The following is a 19,894-nucleotide window of genomic DNA, read 5'->3' as shown; positions in this document are numbered from 1 at the left end:
GATGACCCGAGATTCGACTGCCTGGCGTTAATTTTGAATTTTCACACCAAAAGAGTTTATACTTGCGAACGAGCGCGCAGCAGTTTTCCCGCGCTTCTTATTTGAATTAGATATTTCAACACGCCGGCATGGTGAAACCATGGGGGAGCGTCATGAGTGAAGCGCAATCTTCACCCCGAAGGAAATCAGATCCCGAAGACCCGGGCTCAGGCAATCCCGGTTCTTCGAGCGGTCGGTCGTCATTATATTCCCGCCTCGACCAGCCACTCGGGAGATCCGGTATCGCCATGATGGTGGCGCTCTTTTTTGCTGTTCTCTCCTTTTACGGTTTCTCAAACTCCAAGCCGATCGGTAGTCCCTTTTACGACACGACCGGCGCTTCCTGGTTGCCTCCTCTTTTGAACCGCGACCACGAACCGGCTTACGCCCGTCACGATTTTTTACCCGTCGGTCCCAAGGACCAGCTGTTTCACAGAGCTCGGCTGGAGAAATGGGGAACGCAAGATCAACCGATTAAGAACCTCCTCAAAACGCCGGGAGCATTCCCATGGCGTATCAGCACGGAAGAGGGATCGGACCTGTCCGACATCATCGTGGACCGGCTTTTCCTCAGCGCGGATCGCAGGCACCTGGGTGCTATAGGTGTCGAAGGCAAGGTCTTTTTCTATCAGAACGAAAAGTGGGAACAGACTGACACGCTACAACGCGGTGAAGTTGCCTCTGTCAGTCTGGCAAATCAGTTTCCAAATCGGCAGACATCGGCAACAGGCGCTGCCTTCTCCCCGGATGGTACACGTTTCCTCACTTACTCCGATCTCGGCCCCACCCAGGTATGGGATGTTCAATCGGGCAGCAGGCTCACTGCGCTTCAGTCCCACACAGGAGGCGACCAGCACGCCGAGTTTTCTCCCGACGGCACGCGCATACTTACAGTGTCCCGGGACAACACCGCCGCGGTGTCCGACTCCGAAACCGGCGATGAACTGGTATTGTTCAAAGGGCATGGGTCAACTGTTCTTGACGCGACCTTCGATCCCACCGGTCAGCGTGTCGCGACCGCCTCCGAGGATGGCACAGCAAGAATTTGGGATAGCGAGACAGGAAATGAACTCGCGGTTCTCGAAAGCCTCTCGGGAAGAGTAACGAAGGTTCAATTTTTTACCGATGGGGAAAAACTTCTGACATCGTCGGAAGACAATACCATACGTATCTGGGACAGCACCAACGGCGAACAGCTCGGAATACTGCGCGCCGGAAAACTGCCGCTTGGCAAAGTAACGCTTTCAAATGACGGTCGGCATATCCTCACTTCCCACGACAGCACCGCAGTCCTGTGGGACGCAGTCACAGGGCGTGAGCTATCAATTCTCTCACACCAGGCTCCTGTGAGTTTTGCCGGGTTTTCTCCCGATGGTTCGAGTGTCCTGACCACGTCAGCCGATGGCAGGATAACAATCTGGAATACGGAAACAGGACGCACGTCCCGGCAATTGTCCGGCATTCGTAATGCATTTTTCGGCGCGGCGTTTTCACCGGACAATCGCTTCATCGCATCCGCTTATGAAGGAGGCATCTTGGGAATATGGAGTGTTTCAACCGGTGAAAGGCTCGCTTCCATTGAAGGTCTCGACTGGAACGAAGAAACGCTCCAGTTGGAACAGGGAACACTGGCGGTCGGAAGATATTTGACCTCTCTGACTTTTTCGGGAAACGGGACAAAAATACTGGCGTTCTCCAGCAACGGAGAAATTTTTATCTTCGACGTGACCTATGCAAACGATCAATCGATTCAGCCAACTGCTCTGGACGCAGCGGCGCGTCTCCTCTTCAGCCCTGATCGTCTGCAATGGATCGACAACGGGACGCCTGTCAATATTTCCAGCTTTTTTCCTGTAACCATCAATGCCACGACCGAACTGGGCGAGAACGGTATGCGCGTCGCGGTCGGCGACGAAGGAGCCATTTACCTGGGTATACCGGCCAGTCCCGGTTCTCGTCCGCAATCAACCGCCGCGGACGTGCCCGAGACTCAAGCAAACGCCGCATCTGTAGGGATTGCTTCGGAAATCGACTGGCTGGAAGTCAAAGCTCCGCAAACAGGAACCGCGTCCCTGCGAGCAGTTTATTTCGACGGCTCCACGGGCATTACGGTGGGGGATGAGGGAAGCGTTCTTGTCAGCCACGACGGAGGGTTTCAGTGGACCGCCGGGACAATCGGCGAAGATCATGCTCCGGCCTTGAGCGATGTCCGCATCGACCGTGCGCGCAACTACGCCGTTGCCGTCGGACGGCCAACTTTTGACGGGGCCCCGTCGCATGGAGTGCTCTACAAGACAGTCTCTCTTCCCGAGCCGGGCCAGGAAGGTATCGGTGAGTGGAAACATGTACCGTGGGCAGCCGGAGCACCGGTCTTTTCATATGTTTCGATTGTTCTCTGTCTTTCCGCATTGCTGGTCTGTTTCTACTATCTCCGCAAATGGTGGATCATCCGAGGCAACAGATCGCAGCCTATCGCCGCGGGAAAGTCGGACCGGGAAATCGGCTGGGAGGACGAAGATGTCCTCGGCCTGCAACAGCTTGCAAACCAGGTCTCGCTCTTTCTCAGAAACACCCAGACGGAACCGCCCCTCGTTCTGGGCGTCGCCGGCGGCTGGGGGTCCGGCAAAAGCTCGTTCATGAACCTTCTGTGGCAGGAATTGAAACAGCGCGGTACCTCAGCCGTCTGGTTCAATGCCTGGCATCACCAGAATGAGGAACATCTGCTGGCTGCCTTGTTCGAGGCAGTACGGACTCGCGCCATTCCCAGCATCTGGAGTTGGCGCGGCCTGTACTTCCGTACCCGGCTCATAGCACCCAGGCTCCAGGCACAATTTATGACGATGTTCCCGGTGGCTCTCCTCGCCGCTCTCGCGGTGGTTCTCGTCGCCTTTGCCATCACGGACGAGCAGGTATTGTGGCTGCAGCAGAAGTTCAAGGAGTTTGAAGGAACACTCTCGACAGAGGATGGTCTCACTTTCAGAGGGATAGTTGTAACGGCTGTTCCGGTTGCCGGCCTGATTTACTGGCTACGCACTCTCTGGATTGCCCTGCCGGCAAAACCGGCAAAGCTTCTGAAAAACTTTTCGTCACTTGCCCGGATCACCGATTTTCAGGACAAACTCAGCTTCCGTTACAACTTCGGCAAGGCCTTCGGCGAGGTCTGCCGCGCCCTGCGTATGCCGGGCGTCCCTGGACTGGTCATTTTCATCGACGATCTCGACCGCTGCCAGGCGAGTTCCGTGTTGTCCATATTCGAAGCCGTCAATTACTTCATGTCCGTCGGCGACTGCATCGTGGTCATGGGGTTCGACAGAGCCCAGGTCGAACACTCCATCGGCGAGGAACTGAAGCATATAGCCGACGGCATCCCCGACAGGGAGATCCCGTTTCATTTCGAAAAAGGTGATACCACCAAGCGGCGCGCCTATGCCCGTCACTACATGGAAAAGCTGATCAACCTCGAAATCACCATCCCGCCCATGACACCGGAGGCAGCCGCAGCACTCGTACAGGGCCGTCCGGTCGAGGTGCAAGAACCAAGTGCCTCGAACCAAAGGTGGTTGACGAAACTGAAGCCGGCAATTTCTCTTGGTTACAGGGGAGCATTGATTGCGCTGCAATACAGCTGTATCGGAGCGCTGCTCTGGGCGTTCTGGATCTACGGCGGAGGCCTCTACGAAAGGATTGCCGCCCGGCCGGAGCCCCAGGCTGAAGAACTCCTGCCTGTGGCTGCGGTTCCGATTGAAACCGGCGGCGAAACCCTGCGAACGTCCCTACAGACCGAAGAAGGCGCGCCCGGCACGCGCCAAAATCTGGAACAACCAACGGCAACGGAAGTCTTTGAGAACCAGGAACTCGATGGCATCGAACCTTCGCCCGGTCCGATTGAACCGGTGTGGCGCTACGAGGAACTCTGGATCCTGGTACCGCTCGTGCTTTTGCTGGCGCTTGCGGCAGTGTGGATCTATCTGAGGCGCGCCTATTCGATTGCCAAAAACGTAACTTACGATCCGGAGACATTTACCACCGCGCTCAAGGACGCAAACAAGGTTATCGAGGGTATCAATGGGACACCCCGGGCCATCAAACGTTTCATGAACCGGATGCGGTTTGCCTCCGCGAGAATGCGCGAGATCAACTACACTGTGGACTTCCTCGATCTCTTGGCGAGCTGGTTTGGCTGGATTTCAAGAGACTTCGAACACAAAGCCGAAAGCTCGCCCCAGATCGATGACGCGAAGGTGATCGCACTTGGCTCCGCCGAAGCCTTCTTGCAGGGTTTCCCCGATCCGGAAAAGATTGATAGCGACCCAAGGAAGATGATTGACGATTACCTTCAAAAGCACCAGCCGGACGCCAGCATAAAAGCAGTTGCGTCAGAAGTGAAAGGCCTGCTCGACTCCGCGAATGTTGGAAAAGAACATACGAGGATCTATGCAAGAAAATTGCATTCGTCTGCCACGGCAACCTCTCAGGAAGGACAGCAACCAGCCCCCGGTTCAAACCAGACGGCAGATCCCGCTTCCGGCGTCTCGCGTCAGCCGGCAAAATAGTCTTTCAGCAGGTCAGGCCCACCGGCTTCCAATCTGCAGCGCGTCGTTCACACCCGGTGTCCCCACTTTCCCATTGCGGCCCGTTCCAGCATGTGTGTTTCCGCCTCAATCATGTGAACGCGCATAATCGTGCGGCTGAGTTCCGCGCCGCCCGCCTCGACGCCCTCCCCCCAATCATCCTTGGCCGGGCAGTCTTTTCGGTGATCATTTGCGACGCCTGCGAAGAGGTCATGCGAAAAATGTGCAAAAATATTATAATTAGCTCCAGCATCTGTGCAAAAAAACACATCCTCGAAACACTCGCCATCGATAGGAGCTTACTTCCCCCTGCCCTGCCCGATGCGGGGGCGCCGGCCACGGCCCGGGCCATGCAGCCTTCAGCCTCTCAGGCCTGATCTTCGTCCCCAGCAGCTATGGCATCAGCCACCCGCCGGTGGAACACAGCGACTGGCAGGACATCGAACAAGGCGTCAGCATCATGCTTCAGGCCTTGATTGGACTGTGCCATGCAAAACCGGATCTAAAACGCCGTATGGAATTTCCCGGGGCCGGTCCGCCCTGATCTTGATCTGCTCTCCGGTGATTCCGCTGGGTAATCGCCCATGCGTGTTAAGACAAATGCTGCTTCGACAAGCATGAGGGCACGGGAAAGGAAAGACCGGCGACGCCCCCCCAGCCGGCACACTTGTTATTTCCGTTTTTTTCCCGCTCCATACAACGGTTCTGAATCTCAAGCCTGTCACTCCGTTCCGGCAACTCCGAACGGCAGTTCATCCCCAAATCCGGAGGTGCCATTTGTCCCGGGCACAACGCATCTGCCTGATCTTTTTTCTCCAGCCAATCGCCTTTGGCGCCTGGCTTCCGCACATACCCGGCATTCAGACCAGTCTCGATCTCTCCAACGGCGGACTGGCCATCGCCCTGGCGGGTTTGCCGGCGGGAACGCTAACGGCCCTTCTCTTCGCCGGACGGCTGGCCGATTGGCTTGGCGCACGGCGGCTCACGCTTCTGTTCTATCCGGTTTTCCTGACAGCCATGCTGCTGCCTCTTCTGGCACCGTCTCAACTGCTGCTGATGGCGTCCCTCGCTCTGGTTGGCGGGGCCATGTCCATTCTGGAACTCGGCCTGAACGTGCTTGCCGACGATTATGAGACCGCAACTAGCCACAGGATCATGAGCAAGGCCCATGGCCTGTGGAGCTTCGGCTTGCTGACCGGCACGCTGATCGGCTCCCTGGTCGCCGGATACGCGCTGGAACCGGTTTACACTGGCCTCGGCATCGCAATTCTGGTTCTGGCTGCGGCCACCACCGTCATCTTGCGTCTGCCTGCGCCCGGATCCGTGTCAACGAATGGCGGAAAGGCTCCGCGAAAAGGCTTCAGGCTGCCGCATCCCCTATTGCTCGGCGTGTGTTTCTTCACCTTCGGAACGACACTCGTGGAAGGAGCCGTCGCCGACTGGGCCGCCATTTTTCTGCGCGATACCTTCACCGCCAATCTCGGCATCGCGGGCCTCGGCGTTTCCGTCTTCATCCTGACCGTCGCCGTGACGCGGCTTGCCGGGGACCGACTGCGCCGGAAACTATCCGCCGGCCGGCTGGCGCAATGCCTCGCCCTCATCGGGCTCTTCGGCCTTGCCGTCATCTGGTTGGCCCCGGCCATACCCGCTGCCATGGCAGGCCTGTCAATCCTCGGCATAGGCGCCGCTCTGGCCTTTCCGCTCGGCGTCACTGCCGCCTCCGCCGCCCCCGGCACAAGCCCGGCCTCCAACGTGGCCATCCTGTCTTTCATTGCATTGACCGGGTTTCTGGCCGGTCCGCTGCTGATCGGAACTGTGGCCGATCACACCGACATCAGGATTGGTCTGATGGTCCTGGCACCGATGTTGTGCCTCAGCTTCCTGCTGGCGCCGTTTCTGACCCGGGCAGGACACAGAGGTTCTCAGGCATGTTTTGAAGCGGCAGGAACATGATCGCGAGACCGCGAGGTGGGGCGTTACCGCTCCATCCTCGCCCTCGCGCCTTGCGTGACATTTCCCTGCTGCCGCATACACGCTCAGAAGGGAATGCTAACCCGGAATGAGCCGCTGTTCGTCGCCATTTTCTCGGAGAAACGTCCATCATACTCAAGCCGAAGATCGAACCCGTCGATCGAAGTGAGCTGCAGGCCCGCTCCGATTGAAGCAAACACATCTTCATGATCCAGCGTGGTTGTGAACTTGCCGGTGCCTGCGGGCGCTGAAGTGAATTGCGCGCTCGTTTGCCAGTCATCCTTGGCAAGAACGGTCAGGCCCACCCGTCCGAAAAACCTCAGGCTTGCTCCGCTGTCGTAGGTATACCAGCTTCCCAATTCCAGCGATGGCGAGACAGCGAAGTTCCATTGATCGGTCTCGTCGAATTCCAGACCGTATACACCTGTTTCCTTGTATTCGCCGACGCGCGAATAGACCGCATCGAGATCGACATACGGTTTTGCATAGAAGTCCGTCGCCGCGAAAGTACGCGCGATCCTTGCGCGAATGGCACCGTTGTAGACATTGGGAGAGCTGGAAACGGTTTCGGAAACGTTGGTGATCGAAATCCGCCGGTCCAGGTCGTATTGCCCATAACCGCCCGACACTGCTCCCGACAGTGTCCAGTCGCCGATTTCATGTTTGAGACTGACACCGGCGAAGCCTCCAATTCCCTCTCCCGAGACGGAGTTGGAGGCCTGGGAAATCCAGCTCTGCTGAAAGGCAGCCGCAGTGCCGACGAACCAGCCCGGTGCGATTTCCTTCTGGGCTCCCATCGTGTAGGTGACCGCATCCGCGTTGTAGCTCGGCGCGGTTCCCATCGACTGCCGATGTCCCGTAGCCGCCGTGAGACGCGCCCAGCCGCAAGATCCCTCCGACAGGAAGGCGTTGTCGGCCTCGAAAACCGGGCAACTCATGAGACTGTTGCCGAAGGCGAGCATTTCGAAGGATTGCTCAACTGCCGGAGCGAGAGCCGCCCTAGGCCGCAGTTCGTCGAGCGTGTCGCCATAATCGCGCCCCGCATTGTCGACTTCATTTGCTATTGCGCCGAAAAGCGACCCGAACGCGTTATTGCCTCCAAGGTTCCAGATGGACTGCAGGTTTTTCGCCAGCCGTATCTGGTCGTCGTTCATTTGCGTCTTGTCCACGGGCGTGAAGTCCGCGCCCTCGACAGACAGATAGTGATCTGTCCCGATCTTGTTGATTGCATAGTCGAATATCAGCGAATCCTGTGGCGTCAGCGAACCGCTGAGGGTGCCGCCAACAGTAAGGAACCTTGTCCTGCGGCTTGGCAGCAGACTGATCGCATCGACGCCGAGCGTGCCGTCGAGACTGGCGTCTCCGCGGATGTCGAAAAGATCCGATCCATAGTTGTTGAGATCGATGTCGGCGACAAGCTTGCCCGCGTCCGACTGTATGAAATTGCCCGTCAGGACGGTCGTTCCGGTGTCGTGTTCCCGGTTCAGCACAAACCGGCCGTTGTTGACAATATGCGCTCCGTAGAAATAGCCGCCGGCAAGAGTGTTGGACGAATTGTTCGTGACCGTTCCCGCCGTATTGCCGTCGGCATTTTCCAGCAGAACATCACCGTGAAGCGAGGCCGTGTCATTGACCGTCACATCGAGGATGGCGCCCTCTGCGGTCGTTCCGCTGCCGGAATAGCGAACTGCGTAGTTGTCATCATAATCGTTGCCGGTCACATAGGAGCCGGACTCGACGACCGAATCGCCATTGAGAACAAGGCTGTTGCCGTTGCCGCCGGCCACCATGACAGCAGAAGACGAGTCGCTGTACCCGCCGATGATCTGGCCTCCGGAGTTTGTCGTGATCATGACCTGTTCATTGCCGTCCGGTCCCTGGCTTTGCGCAAAGACACCCATGCCGCGCGTGCCCGTGGACGAGACCTTGTCCGATATCGTCAGGGTAACGTCGCCACCGGTTCCCGACCCGTCGGAGGAGGTAACCCCGGCGAAGGCGCCGGTTCCCGAACCGCCCAGGCCGCCGCCACCGCCGATCGATTGCGCAACCACGCCAATCGCATCCTGACCGGTTACGGCAATGGGAGCTGCGATATCGAGTGTGATCGTCCCTCCGTTGCCACTCGCACCACCGGAAGCGTTGTCGCCCGAAGTCAGCACACTTAGCACACCTCCGGTCGCATCGCCGCCCAGGCCGCCGCCGCCACCAATTGACTGGGCAATGACGCCGTGGGCACCAATGCCGCCAGTGGCAACGCCGGTGCCGCCGGTGAGGGAATAGGTGACGGTATTGCCGTCACCTGCGGCACCGCCAGTCCCTCCGATGGCCAGATCCAGATCGTCTCCCACCGAACCGGTCACTCCGAGCCCGCCGCCCCCGCCGATGGACTGCAGCAGAACGCCGTGGGAGCGATTTCCAAGCGTCACAATACTGGTGTCAGCCTGGAGATTGATTGTGCCGCCATCGCCTGCCACCCCACCCGAGCCACCAACCGATACACTCAGTTCATGGCCGTCGGCCCGCGTTGCCTCCACGCTGCTGCCAACGCCTCCGGTGCCGCCACCGCCGCCGATGGCCTGCGCGATCAGGCCTGCTGCATCCGAACCATAGGTGTTTATGAAGATGTCGCTGTCATTGTAGGTGTAGACTGACCCGCCGTCGTTGCCGGCACCACCGCTGCCGCCCCAATCACCACCGATTGCCATGGTTCCGGTCTGGCTGTCGGAACCGTCCCCACCCTGACCGCCGCCGCCGCCGATCGACTGCATCAGGAGACCGGCAGCACCATAGCCGTGAGTTTCAACGAGATTGCTTCCCTGCCCGGATACCCAGATCGCGGCCTCGCCACCAACGCCTCCGGAACCACCGGTTCCCCCGACGCTGACTTCGATATTCGCGGTCACATCGCCGCCGGTCGCGACAGAAGAGCCCCCTTGTCCACCGCCGCCGCCGATGGACTGAAGGACAACACCGTCCGCCCAGTCCCCATAGGTTGCCACGCGGCCTGCCTGGTAATATTTCACGGTGCCGCCGTCACCGCCGTTACCACCCTTTCCGCCGACATCAACCGTCAGCTCGTAGGAACTGCCCGCGTCGGTAAGGCGCGATAGGTTGTTTTTTATTTTGCCGATCTGGTCGAGGATCTTGTGAGAAGACGCATCGCTGCCGAGCGAACCGCCGATGCCGCCCCCGCCACCGATGGACTGAAGCACGATCCCGTCCGCGTCGCCGCCGAATGTTTCGGTAACCCCGTATTCTTCCACATAGACGCTGCCGCCCTCGCCCCCACTTCCGCCGGTCGCGCCGACGCCCACATTCAACCTTCCCGAAAAACCACCGGCATTCGCGGCAAGATAGAGAGTCCCGCCCTGTGAGTTTCCGCCGCCGCCGCCGATCGATTGCGCAACGATACCCCTGGCGCCCGATCCCTGGGTTTGCACTGTGTAGCCGGCAAAATTATGCACCGTGACGGAGTTGCCGTTGCCACCCGAACCGCCTTGACCGCCAAGTGAAATATCGGCCTTCAGAGACGCCACGCCGCCTTGTGCATAGGCGTTGCTGTTACCCACGCCCCCGTTGCCGCCGCCACCGCCGATGGACTGTGCGAGCACGCCATGCGCGCCATCGCCGACCGTCAGCATGGTCCCGTCGGGTGCCAATGTGGTCAAACGGGTGGCACCGGTGCCGGACGCATTGGTGTATTCGCCGTAAGTTCCCAGTGTGACGGAAACACTGCCGCCGGCGCCACCGCCCGAGGTTGTATAGCTGTAGCCGGGATTGAAATCGCTCATGATGTTGCCGGCACCGCCGCCGAAGGCAACACCTGCGGTGACCTCGACAGTATCCTTGTCGCCCAGTGTGGTGGAAAGCACCGACGCATCGCCGCCGTTGCCGCCGCCGCCGCCGATCGACTGTGCGACGATGCCATGTGCCGCATCGCCGATCGTCGTCAACCCGGAGTCGTTGTCGAAGGATACGGTAACGCTACCGCCATTGCCCGCATTCGCACCGTTTCCGCCGACAGCGGCCTGATAATTGAAGGCAACCGGCACACCGGTTCCCGTCGGTGCGGCAACAACGAAATCGCTTGCCGAAACAGCCCCGCCGGAGCCCCCGCCGCCACCGATGGACTGGGCCAGGATACCGACCGAATTGTTCGGAGCGGATTGTGTGGTGGAATTGGTGATCAGGCCTGTCGCGATATAGGCGTCGGTCAGATCGAGATTCAGCGTTCCGCCGCTGCCGCCAGCGCCACCACTGCCCCCGACGATGAAGGCGGCGTTGAACCCGATTGTGGCGTCGTAATAGCTGGCGCTTCCGCCCGTGCCGCCGCCGCCGCCAATGGACTGGGCGATCAGACCTGGCGACTGCGCACCGGATGTGTTGACCGCAAATTCGTCCTGGACGAACCGGACAGTCCCGCCCGCACCACCGGCACCGGCCGAACCGCCCATTTGAAGGGCGAAAAACGACAAGGCGCTGTAATTCTTGTCGCTGCCGCCGTTGCCGCCACCGCCACCGACGGACTGAGCAACCACACCGGGAGCGAAATCGCCGATTGTGGTGACGCGGGCATCACCGTCATCTTCAGGACTGGCGAGGCTTGAAAGATAGGGAACAAACGTCCCGGAAGAATTGTTGGCTCCGCAAACAGCCGAATTGTCTATGCACAGCAGACCGCCATCACCACCGCCTGAAGCCGAGCCTCCGATCCCGATGGAAGCAATGGTCGACAGGGTCAGCGTGCTGCCGCCGTTCCCGCCACCGCCGCCAATTGACTGGAACACCGCACCTGGCGATGAATCGTCATATGTCGTGATCGTGCCGATATTGGGTATCGCAATGATGCCGCCATCGCCACCGGCCGCTCCCTGTCCTCCTACCCCGGCAATGCCCGTCGCATCTCCACCGGAGCCCCCGCCGCCACCGATGGATTGTGCCAGGATCGCGATTGAGGACTCCCCTTTTGTGACGACGCTTTCGGTATTCGAGATGCCGACCGTGCCGCCGTCGGATGTGGAGCTCCCTTGCGCGTTGCCGCCCACGCTCACCAGACCGGAGGCCGAACCGGCCGCACCGCCGCCGCCGCCAATGGACTGGCCGATGATACCCAGTGCGTTGAACCCCTGCGTGGTGATCGGTGTGCTGGAGTTGATCGTCACCGTCCCGACTGATCCCCCGCCGGCACCGTCCCCCCCAAGTCCCACCAGGGTCGACGTATCGATGCCGCCGGTTCCACCGCTGCCTGCAATCGATTGAGCGACTATACCGAACGAGTGATCGCCACTCGTCGTCAGTCCCTGGGCATCAAGGGAAACAAGCACATTCCCGGCATTGCCACCGTTGCCGCCGTTGCCGGCCTGACCGCCGAGGACACTGACGAAATCTCCCCCCGTGCCGCCGCCGCCACCGATCGAGTGGGCCGCGATAGCCGGGGCATAGTCGCCATTGGTCGAAACGGAACCAGCCCAAATGTCGACAGAAACCGTAACATTGCCTGCGTTGCCGCCAAAGCCGCCACCGCCGCCGGTTCCCGCCAGCGCGGTTCCATCGCCGCCGTCACCGCCCTCTCCACCAATGCTCTGGCCGAGAATACCGTAGACGTAATCACCAGAGGCGGCGAGGTCTCCATCATTGTTAAGCGACAGGGAAACGGCACCCGCCGTGCCGCCGGATCCACCATAATGATCCTCGGCAGGACCGGTGCCACCGTTGCCGCCAGCGCTCTTGCCTGCCAAGACGGCACTGATTTCCCCGACAGTGCCGAGCACATCGAGAACAAGCCCCTCACCATTCGAAATGGTAACCGTCCCGCCGTTGCCGCCGTTGCCTCCATTGTCGCTGTTGTCGGTGGATGTGGTGCCATCGCCACCCTGGCTGAGCCCCGACAATCCGAAAAGGCCCGTTCCGCCGCCTGCGGTCACGTCCCAGTAAATGCTGCCATCGAGATCTCCGGTAATGCTTACCGCCCCGCCCGCCCCCGCATTGCCGTTGTTGAAGCCACCTTGTCCACCAACGGATTTCGCGAAGAAACCGCCTCCGCTGCCCATTCCCGTGAAGCGGCTGGAACTCGAGCCGATATCAAAACTGGCCAGACTGTTGTTTACGATCGTGATTGCACCGCCGGATCCGCCCTGACCGCCCCGCTGATCCGACAGGACGGAATCGTTTTGCTTGCCGCCCATACCACCGTAGCTCTCGCCAAGATAAATAACGAAACCGGCGTTTGAACCTCCATCCACGTCATATCCAGCGATCCCGTCGCTGGTAAAATAGAGCGAACCGCCGTTGCCGCCGGTTCCTCCATTTGAATCGTTGTCGCGATTGTCCTGGTCGCCCGCCCCCCCAAGAGAACGGGCATTCATGCCCACCGCTAGGCTGGACGTATTGCCGACCTGATAGTTGATGTAGCTGTCGTTATAAATTCTGATCTCACCGCCGTTTCCGGCGGTTCCCGTGTCCTGCCCCTGCGCTCCCGTGGATTGCAGAAACCAGACCTGATCGTGTCCGCCGCTCGTCGGGACATCCATCTCCAGATCGTTATAGTTGTTCACTGTCATCCCGACGCCATCTTCGCCGTATGACTGTCCTGTTTCCGTAAAGTAGATACTTGAATTGTCCTCCCCGAAAGTGAACGTACAGGTCCAGGGATTGCCCGAGGTGTCGCAGCCGTCATCGGCAAAGGCTGGCGCGGCCACGAGCAGGCAGGATAGGGAAACGGTTGTCAGCAGAAACGACCTGTGCCGGCGGAGACCGGGAAAAGTGGCATCCTTGCAGATTAAAAAATGTTCATTTGCAATGCTGCCACTCATTATTTTACTCCGGATAAAAACATGGCCGCCCTTTCAGTTTCCAAATACCCAACGGAAGGCATCGGTTGCGAAAAGGATCGGCGAACGAATTTGACACTTCTTGCAGGGGACAAACGCAGACTCACGCTGGATTCGATGAACCCGCTAAAATTCTCGATGAAACTGCATCCTGAAAACGATTTGCGAAAAGCCTTTCGCTATTGCAGAATCGGAAAAAATAACTATCGGCTGCAAGATGATTGACGCAGAGGTATCTTCAGGCCGGTCACCGGTGCGGAGCCCGTATTGGCGGGAAACCAGCAGACCGGCAGAACAGCCTTCCGACGAAGGACAACCTGAGAACAACCGGACATTCTGGAAACTGCACACTGGCGGGTGGGCTATGATAGCCGCTTACGGTTTTTCAGCCCGAACACTCGCCTTTTCCGACATTGGAACAGCTTTCTCGCTCACGCTGGCAATGGACAGCATCGGTTTTCTCCTGACCGCGCTGATGCATCTTTTCTTGCTGTCCCGGGTGCGGAAGATCACTGCGGCACCCGTCATTTTGACGGTTGCCGGCCTGTGTGTGTTAGGAGGCATGTTGCAGACGTGGATGGCCTGGCTTCTGCGTGACCAGTTTTTTCCGCTCGCTCAAACCTTAAACTCTCCTGTCACGCCGGGGATATTCTACACGTCTGTCCTCCTCGGATGGGCCCTCGCCTACTACTGTCTGCGAGCGGACTACGAGACAGGGCGGGAAAGGCTGCGGCGCAGCAAGGCCCAGACGGAGGCCATGCGCTCGGAGTTGGAGCAGTTGCGGCTCCAGCTCGCTCCGCACTTCCTGTTCAACGCCCTGAATTCCGTCACTGCGGAAATCCATGAGAGGCCCGATATCGCACTTCAAATGGTGCGCGAGATCGCGGGCTATCTTCGCTATTGCCTCAACCAGCGAAAGCGGAATCTGTGTCCACTGTCGGAGGAGATCGAGGCAATGCACGCCTATCTCCACATTCAGGAGATCCGTTTCGAGGACAGGCTGACCTGCACAGTTGCCGTTGATCCCGCCGCCAGAGACTTTCTGATACCGCACATGATCCTGCAGGGCCTTGTGGAGAATGCGGTAAAACATGGATTGAAGCACGACACCGACACGACCCACGTTAAAGTCGAGGTCAAGAAAATCGAAGCGGCTACCGTAAGGATCAGGGTCTCGAACACTGGCGTGCTGACCCCGCCTGACGACAAACGTCAATCAATCGGACTGACCAATACAAAACAGCGCCTGAACCTCCATTTTCCGGAGGCAAACGAGCTTTCCATTCGGGAGGTGCAGGGGTTCGTGGTCGCCGAGATCATTCTGAAAGGTTCCGCATGCGCCGTGTAATCCTCGTCGATGATGAACCTTCGGCGCGACGCGGTTTGAGAAGGATGCTCGGCCAGTATGGCGGTATAGAGATCGTTGCCGAAGCTGGCAGCATTGCCGCCGCGCAGGGGCTGATCGGCCAGCATGAACCGGACGCAGTCTTTCTGGATGTGGAACTGATCGGCGAAACGGGTTTCGAACTGGCTCACGCCCTGCCGCCCCGCACAGCCGTCATCATCGTCAGCGCGCACGAAAATTATGCGATCGGCGCATTCGACATCGCGGCGATCGATTTTCTGTTGAAACCCGTGTCACCGAAGCGCCTGGAAACCGCGATCGAGCGACTCCGCGAGAAAATGCAAGCCCTGGACAGGGAGCCGGCTGTGAGCGGCAATCACGCGGCAATCGGCACCGGCGGCAGGATCCAACTGAAAACCTCGTCGGCATCGATGATGATCTCTGCCCACACAATCTCCATGCTGCAGGCCGAAGGCGATTATACACGCATATTCCTGCAATCGGGCCAGAGCCATCTGGTCGGCAGGTTATTGCGGAAATTCGAGCCGGAACTCCCCAGCCCGCCCTTCCACCGCCTGAGCCGGTCGCTGATCGTCAACAGGGATCACATAGACAAAGTGGAATGGGGCAGCACAAGCGGCAGCTGCCTGCATTTCGTCTCCTGCAGCGAAACCGTCGACCTCGGCCGCACCGGCACAAGGCGTCTGCGGGAACTCCTCAAGATCTAATACCTCAACACCCAACCCTCCCCCGGGAATGCCAGGCTGACATCCGGATCACAGGCTCGGGTGAAGCTATGGGATAAGACCGCGTCTTCATAAATGGTGGTGGGTCAATCCTGAAGCCGCCCGTCCGGCTTCGCTGGCACAGACCATCGGCCGCGCCGGGAACTGCTTACTCCCCCCAACGCAGACGTCACTTCGCGCCCCCGACATGAGGTGATCGAAACGCTGGAAAAGGGAGTGATGACCAGCTCTGCCACAAAAGACTGAACAGGAACCTCTGGCGAAGTCTGCTTTTGACCGTCTGAAAATTTCAACGGGTCTGAAAAACAGCCGCTTCCTCCCAACGACAAATCGTGTGCGGCAGAAACAGGAATACTGCCGGAAAATCAGCAATCCAAAAGCGAAAATGATGAGACCGGAGGAAGCGCCCACCTCCGCCGAACGACCTGGAAAGCCGGGCGTTCTCTGGTGAGAAGCGGAACACAATATCCCCCTTTTGTTTCTCTGTGCGTCAGATCAACAGACGCAGCTCATCGGTTGCCCACCCATTTTTTCGGCTTCGGATTTAGATCATAAACTACTGAATTAATTAGATTAATTAAGAATAAGGGAAAGAATATTGACAAAATGATACGAAATGGACAATCGTATTGGAAACGTTTCCAAATTTGATAACAGCGGAAACACACATGGGAGTGGCGCAGGTGAAGACTGCACGCATAAATCGGTTATTCGGTATTTCTGGCAATTGTTTCGACGTGGCTATCGACCACGGCATGTTCAATGAACGCAGCTTTCTCGGCGGGATCGAGAATATGCATGATGCCATCGCGACGGTCGCAAGCGCGGCCCCGGATGCCATTCAACTTCCTCCGGGAACAGCCACAATCCTGCAGGCCATTCCCGGCAAACAGCGCCCTGCTCTGGTCTTGCGCACGGATATTGCCAACGTCTATGGCAACCCATTGCCCAAATCACTGTTTTCCGAAGTAATTGCCGATCCTGTCGAACAGGGCCTGGCCCTTGATGCGGCTTGTGTCGTGGTGAATCTTTTGATGCTGCCGGACCAGCCTCAAATCCATCAGGCCTGCGTTCAAAACATCAACCGCTTGAAACGCGCTTGCGATCTGTCAGGCATGCCATTGATGGTCGAACCGTTGGTGATGCAAGACAATGCAAAAGCAGGTGGCGGTTATATGGTGGATGGAGATCTGGACAAGATCCTTCCGCTGGTGCGCCAGGCCGTGGAACTGGGTGCCGATATCATCAAAGCGGATCCCTGCGATGACGTTTCTCAATACCACCGCGTGATCGAAATTGCCCAAGGCGTGCCGGTTCTGGTCCGCGGTGGCGGCAAAGTCTCGGATGAGGTCATCCTGAACCGCACTGAAGAGCTGATGAAGCAAGGTGCGCGCGGCATTGTCTATGGCCGCAACGTGATCCATCACGACAATCCCGCTGGCATGACGAAAGCGCTGATGGCTGTGGTGCACGACGGCGCATCTGTTGAAGATGCACTGGGCATGATCTCATGAGCCGTGTTGTTAAATTCGGTGTCATCGGTTGCGGGCTTATGGGCCGCGAATTTGCTTCGGCCGCCGCGCGTTGGCTGCACCTGACCGACACCAAGGCGCGCCCGGAAATTGTCGCGGTTTGTGATACCAACACCGGTCTGATGGATTGGTTTTCGGACAATCTGCCGAGCGTCACGCAAAAGACCACCGATTATAAAGACATGCTCGCCAACCCCGAGGTCGAGGCGATCTACTGCGCCTTGCCACATGTGCTGCACGATCAGGTTTACCCCGAAATCCTGGCGGCTGGAAAGCATCTGCTCGGCGAAAAGCCCTTTGGCATGGATGGCGCTGCGAATGCACGCATTCAGGCTGCGATCGACGCGCACCCCGAGTTGATGGTGCGGTGTTCTTCCGAGATGCCATTCTACCCCGGTGCGCAAAAGGTCATCAAACTGGCCCAGTCGGGCGATCTTGGAGAGATCATAGAAGTTGAGGCAGCGTTTCTGCATTCCTCTGACCTTGATCCCGACAAACCGATCAACTGGAAACGGATGATCGATGTGAACGGTGAATATGGCTGCATGGGTGATCTTGGCATGCATGTCCTGCATGTGCCTTTGCGTCTGGGCTGGAAGCCCGCACGGGTGTCCGCATCGCTGGTCAATCGCTTCCGCACCCGTCCGGACGGCAAAGGCGGCACCGTGCCTTGCGAAACTTGGGACAATGCCACCATCACCGGCCATGTCGAAGACGAAGGAGGTGGATTTCCGCTGGTGCTGAAAACGTGGCGGATTTCGCCAGGCGATTCCAACAGCTGGAGCCTGCGTGTTCTTGGCACCAGGAAAAGCGCCTGCTTCACCACCAAGAACCCGCGCCAGTGGCAATGGATGGATTACACGGGCGGTGATCAGGTCTGGCAAGTGCAGGATATCGGTTTTCAAACCCTGTTCCCTGCCATCACCGGTGGCATCTTCGAGTTCGGCTTTCCAGATGCTTTGCAACAAATGTGGGCCGCCTTTCTGGACGAACTGGCCGGGGGGGATGCAAAGGGTTTCCATTGCGTGACGCCCGCGGAAGCCGCCGACCACCACGCCATCCTGACCGCAGCCCTGAAAGCCGGCACCGAAAATTCGGTCGTCAAGGTCAACTACGGGACGGCCTGATGAAACGATCGGAAATCAATCAGGCCATTCTCGCGGCAAAGGAGCTTTTGGAAGACTTGCGCTGGTCATTACCCGCATGGGCGGACTGGGATGCAAAGGCTTATGCATCCAATTCCGACCTTGGCGATTGGTTGCAAGCCCATCAAATGGGCTGGGACGTGACTGACTTCGGTTCGGGTGATTTTGCGCGGCGCGGCCTGACTCTCTTCTGTCTTCGAAACGGCATCCAATCAGATACGGCGAGCCTGCCCTACGCCGAGAAGCTATTGTTTGTGGGGGAAGAGCAGGAAACCCCGTTTCATACCCATAAAAACAAGATGGAGGACATCATCAATCGCGGTGGCGGCGACCTGATGATCGAATTTCGCCAGCCGGCAGGCGTGAACGAACCGATCGTTCTGCGTAGCGATGGCATTGTTCATCGGCTGGAACACGATGAGCCCCTGTGTCTGAAGCCAGGGTCAAGCGTCACGATACCGCGCGGCCTTTATCATCGGTTCTACGCCCGCTCCGGCGGCGGCACGGTGTTGGGCGGCGAGGTTTCCCAGGTCAATGACGATGGTGCTGACAACTATTTCCTGGATCCTCTGGGACGGTTCTCCGACATCGTTGAAGACGCAACTCCGATACATCCATTGTGGAACGAAGTGGGGTCTATCTCATGACCCGGCGCTCGGGGATCATTTGTGCGGGCAACTGGATCGTGGACATCGTTCACGAGATTGATCACTGGCCTCAAGAAAGCGACCTTGTTCGCATTGGCAGGCAGAACAAGGATATCGGTGGTGGTGCCGCCAACGTAATCTCGGCTTTGGCCAAGCTTGAAACCGGATTGCCTTTATGGCCGATGGGTGCGATCGGTGCAGATGATTTTGGGCAATATGTTTTGGCGCGCTGCCAGGAACGGGGCCTCCCAACCCACCTGCTCACGCAAAAACCAGACATTGCAACAGCGCATACTCATGTGATGTCTGTTCCGGGGAAGACCCGCACGTTTTTCTATCAAGGTGGGGCGAATGACAGCCTGTCGATAGAAGATTTCGCACCTGACGTTTTCAAGGCCCACACCGCGCGGATCTTCTACCTCGGGTATCTGACGCTCCTGGCGGAGCTGGACCGGATCACACGTGACGGCACACCGCAGGCGGCAACGGTTCTCGCACGAGCCAGCGCCGCAGGCATGATGACCTGCGTAGATCTTGTTTCGATTGATCGTCCGGATTTTGCCAGCATCATCGCGGCCGCCCTCCCGCATATCGATTACTTGATCTTGAACGAGGTTGAATTGGCCCGCGCGAGCGGCCAGCCGGAACCGACGTCGGGGCAAGCGCCAGGTGATCAGGATCTGATATCAATGGCGGCAACCTTGACCGAACTTGGCGTTAAGCAAGCCGTGATCGTTCATTGTCCGCAGAAGGCACTTTGGGTCGGCGCTGACGGACAGGTCATTTCGAGTCCTATCACGCCCTTACAAAGTGAAGACATCGCAAGCTCCTTGGGTGCGGGCGATTGTTTTTGTGCCGGTGTTTTGTACGGGCTTCACGAAAGCTGGACACCGCTGCGGGCCCTTGAACTGGGCCATGCTGTTGCTCGTGCATCCCTGCGCGGCGTTACAGCCACCGAAGCGGTTCCGAACATGAGCGAACTGACCGGTCCAACGGACCGGCAGCAAAGAGGCATCTCGCGGCACATGATGTGAATTGATGCCAAAAACTGTCTTCAGAGGAGGAAAG

The 19,894-nt window shown here is 58.5% G+C and carries 10 protein-coding genes; 9 read left to right on the top strand and 1 reads right to left on the bottom strand.

Annotation, left to right across the window (positions count from 1 at the left end; all coding sequences use genetic code 11):
• Positions 1–287 precede the first annotated feature (287 nt).
• Both OA90_RS17520 and OA90_RS17510 read left to right on the top strand, forming a co-directional pair.
• Entirely contained in the window at positions 288–4,592 is a 4,305-nt protein-coding gene (locus OA90_RS17520) for a P-loop NTPase fold protein (RefSeq protein WP_068414825.1), read from the top strand.
• 795 nt (positions 4,593–5,387) lie between these two features.
• A complete protein-coding gene (locus tag OA90_RS17510) occupies positions 5,388–6,563 on the top strand; it encodes an MFS transporter (protein WP_199823753.1) in 1,176 nt (391 codons plus the stop codon).
• An 83-nt stretch (positions 6,564–6,646) separates the two neighbouring features.
• On the opposite strand, the gene OA90_RS17505 is transcribed toward OA90_RS17510, so the two are convergent.
• Positions 6,647–13,393, bottom strand: a complete 6,747-nt coding sequence (locus OA90_RS17505) for an autotransporter outer membrane beta-barrel domain-containing protein (RefSeq protein WP_156510551.1) — start codon at positions 13,391–13,393, stop codon at positions 6,647–6,649.
• A gap of 21 nt (positions 13,394–13,414) precedes the next feature.
• On the opposite strand from OA90_RS17505, the gene OA90_RS17500 reads away from it, so the two are divergent.
• The 7 genes from OA90_RS17500 to OA90_RS17470 all read left to right on the top strand — a co-directional run bounded on the left by OA90_RS17500 (position 13,415) and on the right by OA90_RS17470 (position 19,860).
• On the top strand, positions 13,415–13,636 hold the full coding sequence (locus OA90_RS17500) for a hypothetical protein (RefSeq protein ID WP_068414816.1): 222 nt from the start codon (positions 13,415–13,417) through the stop codon (positions 13,634–13,636).
• A 139-nt stretch (positions 13,637–13,775) separates the two neighbouring features.
• Positions 13,776–14,759, top strand: coding sequence for a histidine kinase (locus tag OA90_RS17495; RefSeq protein WP_068414813.1), 984 nt, complete (start codon positions 13,776–13,778; stop codon positions 14,757–14,759).
• Complete coding sequence (locus tag OA90_RS17490) at positions 14,747–15,484, top strand: LytTR family DNA-binding domain-containing protein (protein ID WP_068414810.1); 738 nt, start codon at positions 14,747–14,749, stop codon at positions 15,482–15,484. The genes OA90_RS17495 and OA90_RS17490 overlap by 13 nt, the downstream gene beginning before the upstream one ends.
• A gap of 701 nt (positions 15,485–16,185) precedes the next feature.
• Positions 16,186–17,016, top strand: coding sequence for an aldolase (locus OA90_RS17485; protein WP_068415004.1), 831 nt, complete (start codon positions 16,186–16,188; stop codon positions 17,014–17,016).
• Entirely contained in the window at positions 17,013–18,161 is a 1,149-nt protein-coding gene (locus OA90_RS17480) for a Gfo/Idh/MocA family oxidoreductase (RefSeq protein ID WP_068414807.1), read from the top strand. Before OA90_RS17485 ends, OA90_RS17480 begins: the two co-directional genes overlap by 4 nt.
• Entirely contained in the window at positions 18,161–18,826 is a 666-nt protein-coding gene (locus OA90_RS17475; RefSeq protein WP_068414804.1) for a D-lyxose/D-mannose family sugar isomerase, read from the top strand. Before OA90_RS17480 ends, OA90_RS17475 begins: the two co-directional genes overlap by 1 nt.
• Positions 18,823–19,860 carry a carbohydrate kinase family protein gene (locus OA90_RS17470; RefSeq protein WP_068414801.1) on the top strand — a complete coding sequence of 346 codons (1,038 nt, stop codon included), beginning with the start codon at positions 18,823–18,825 and terminating at the stop codon, positions 19,858–19,860. Before OA90_RS17475 ends, OA90_RS17470 begins: the two co-directional genes overlap by 4 nt.
• Positions 19,861–19,894 lie beyond the last annotated feature (34 nt).

The sequence above is a fragment of the Labrenzia sp. OB1 genome (genome assembly GCF_001624695.1).
GTDB lineage: Bacteria > Pseudomonadota > Alphaproteobacteria > Rhizobiales > Stappiaceae > Roseibium.
This window is presented reverse-complemented; position numbering and strand designations above follow the sequence as displayed.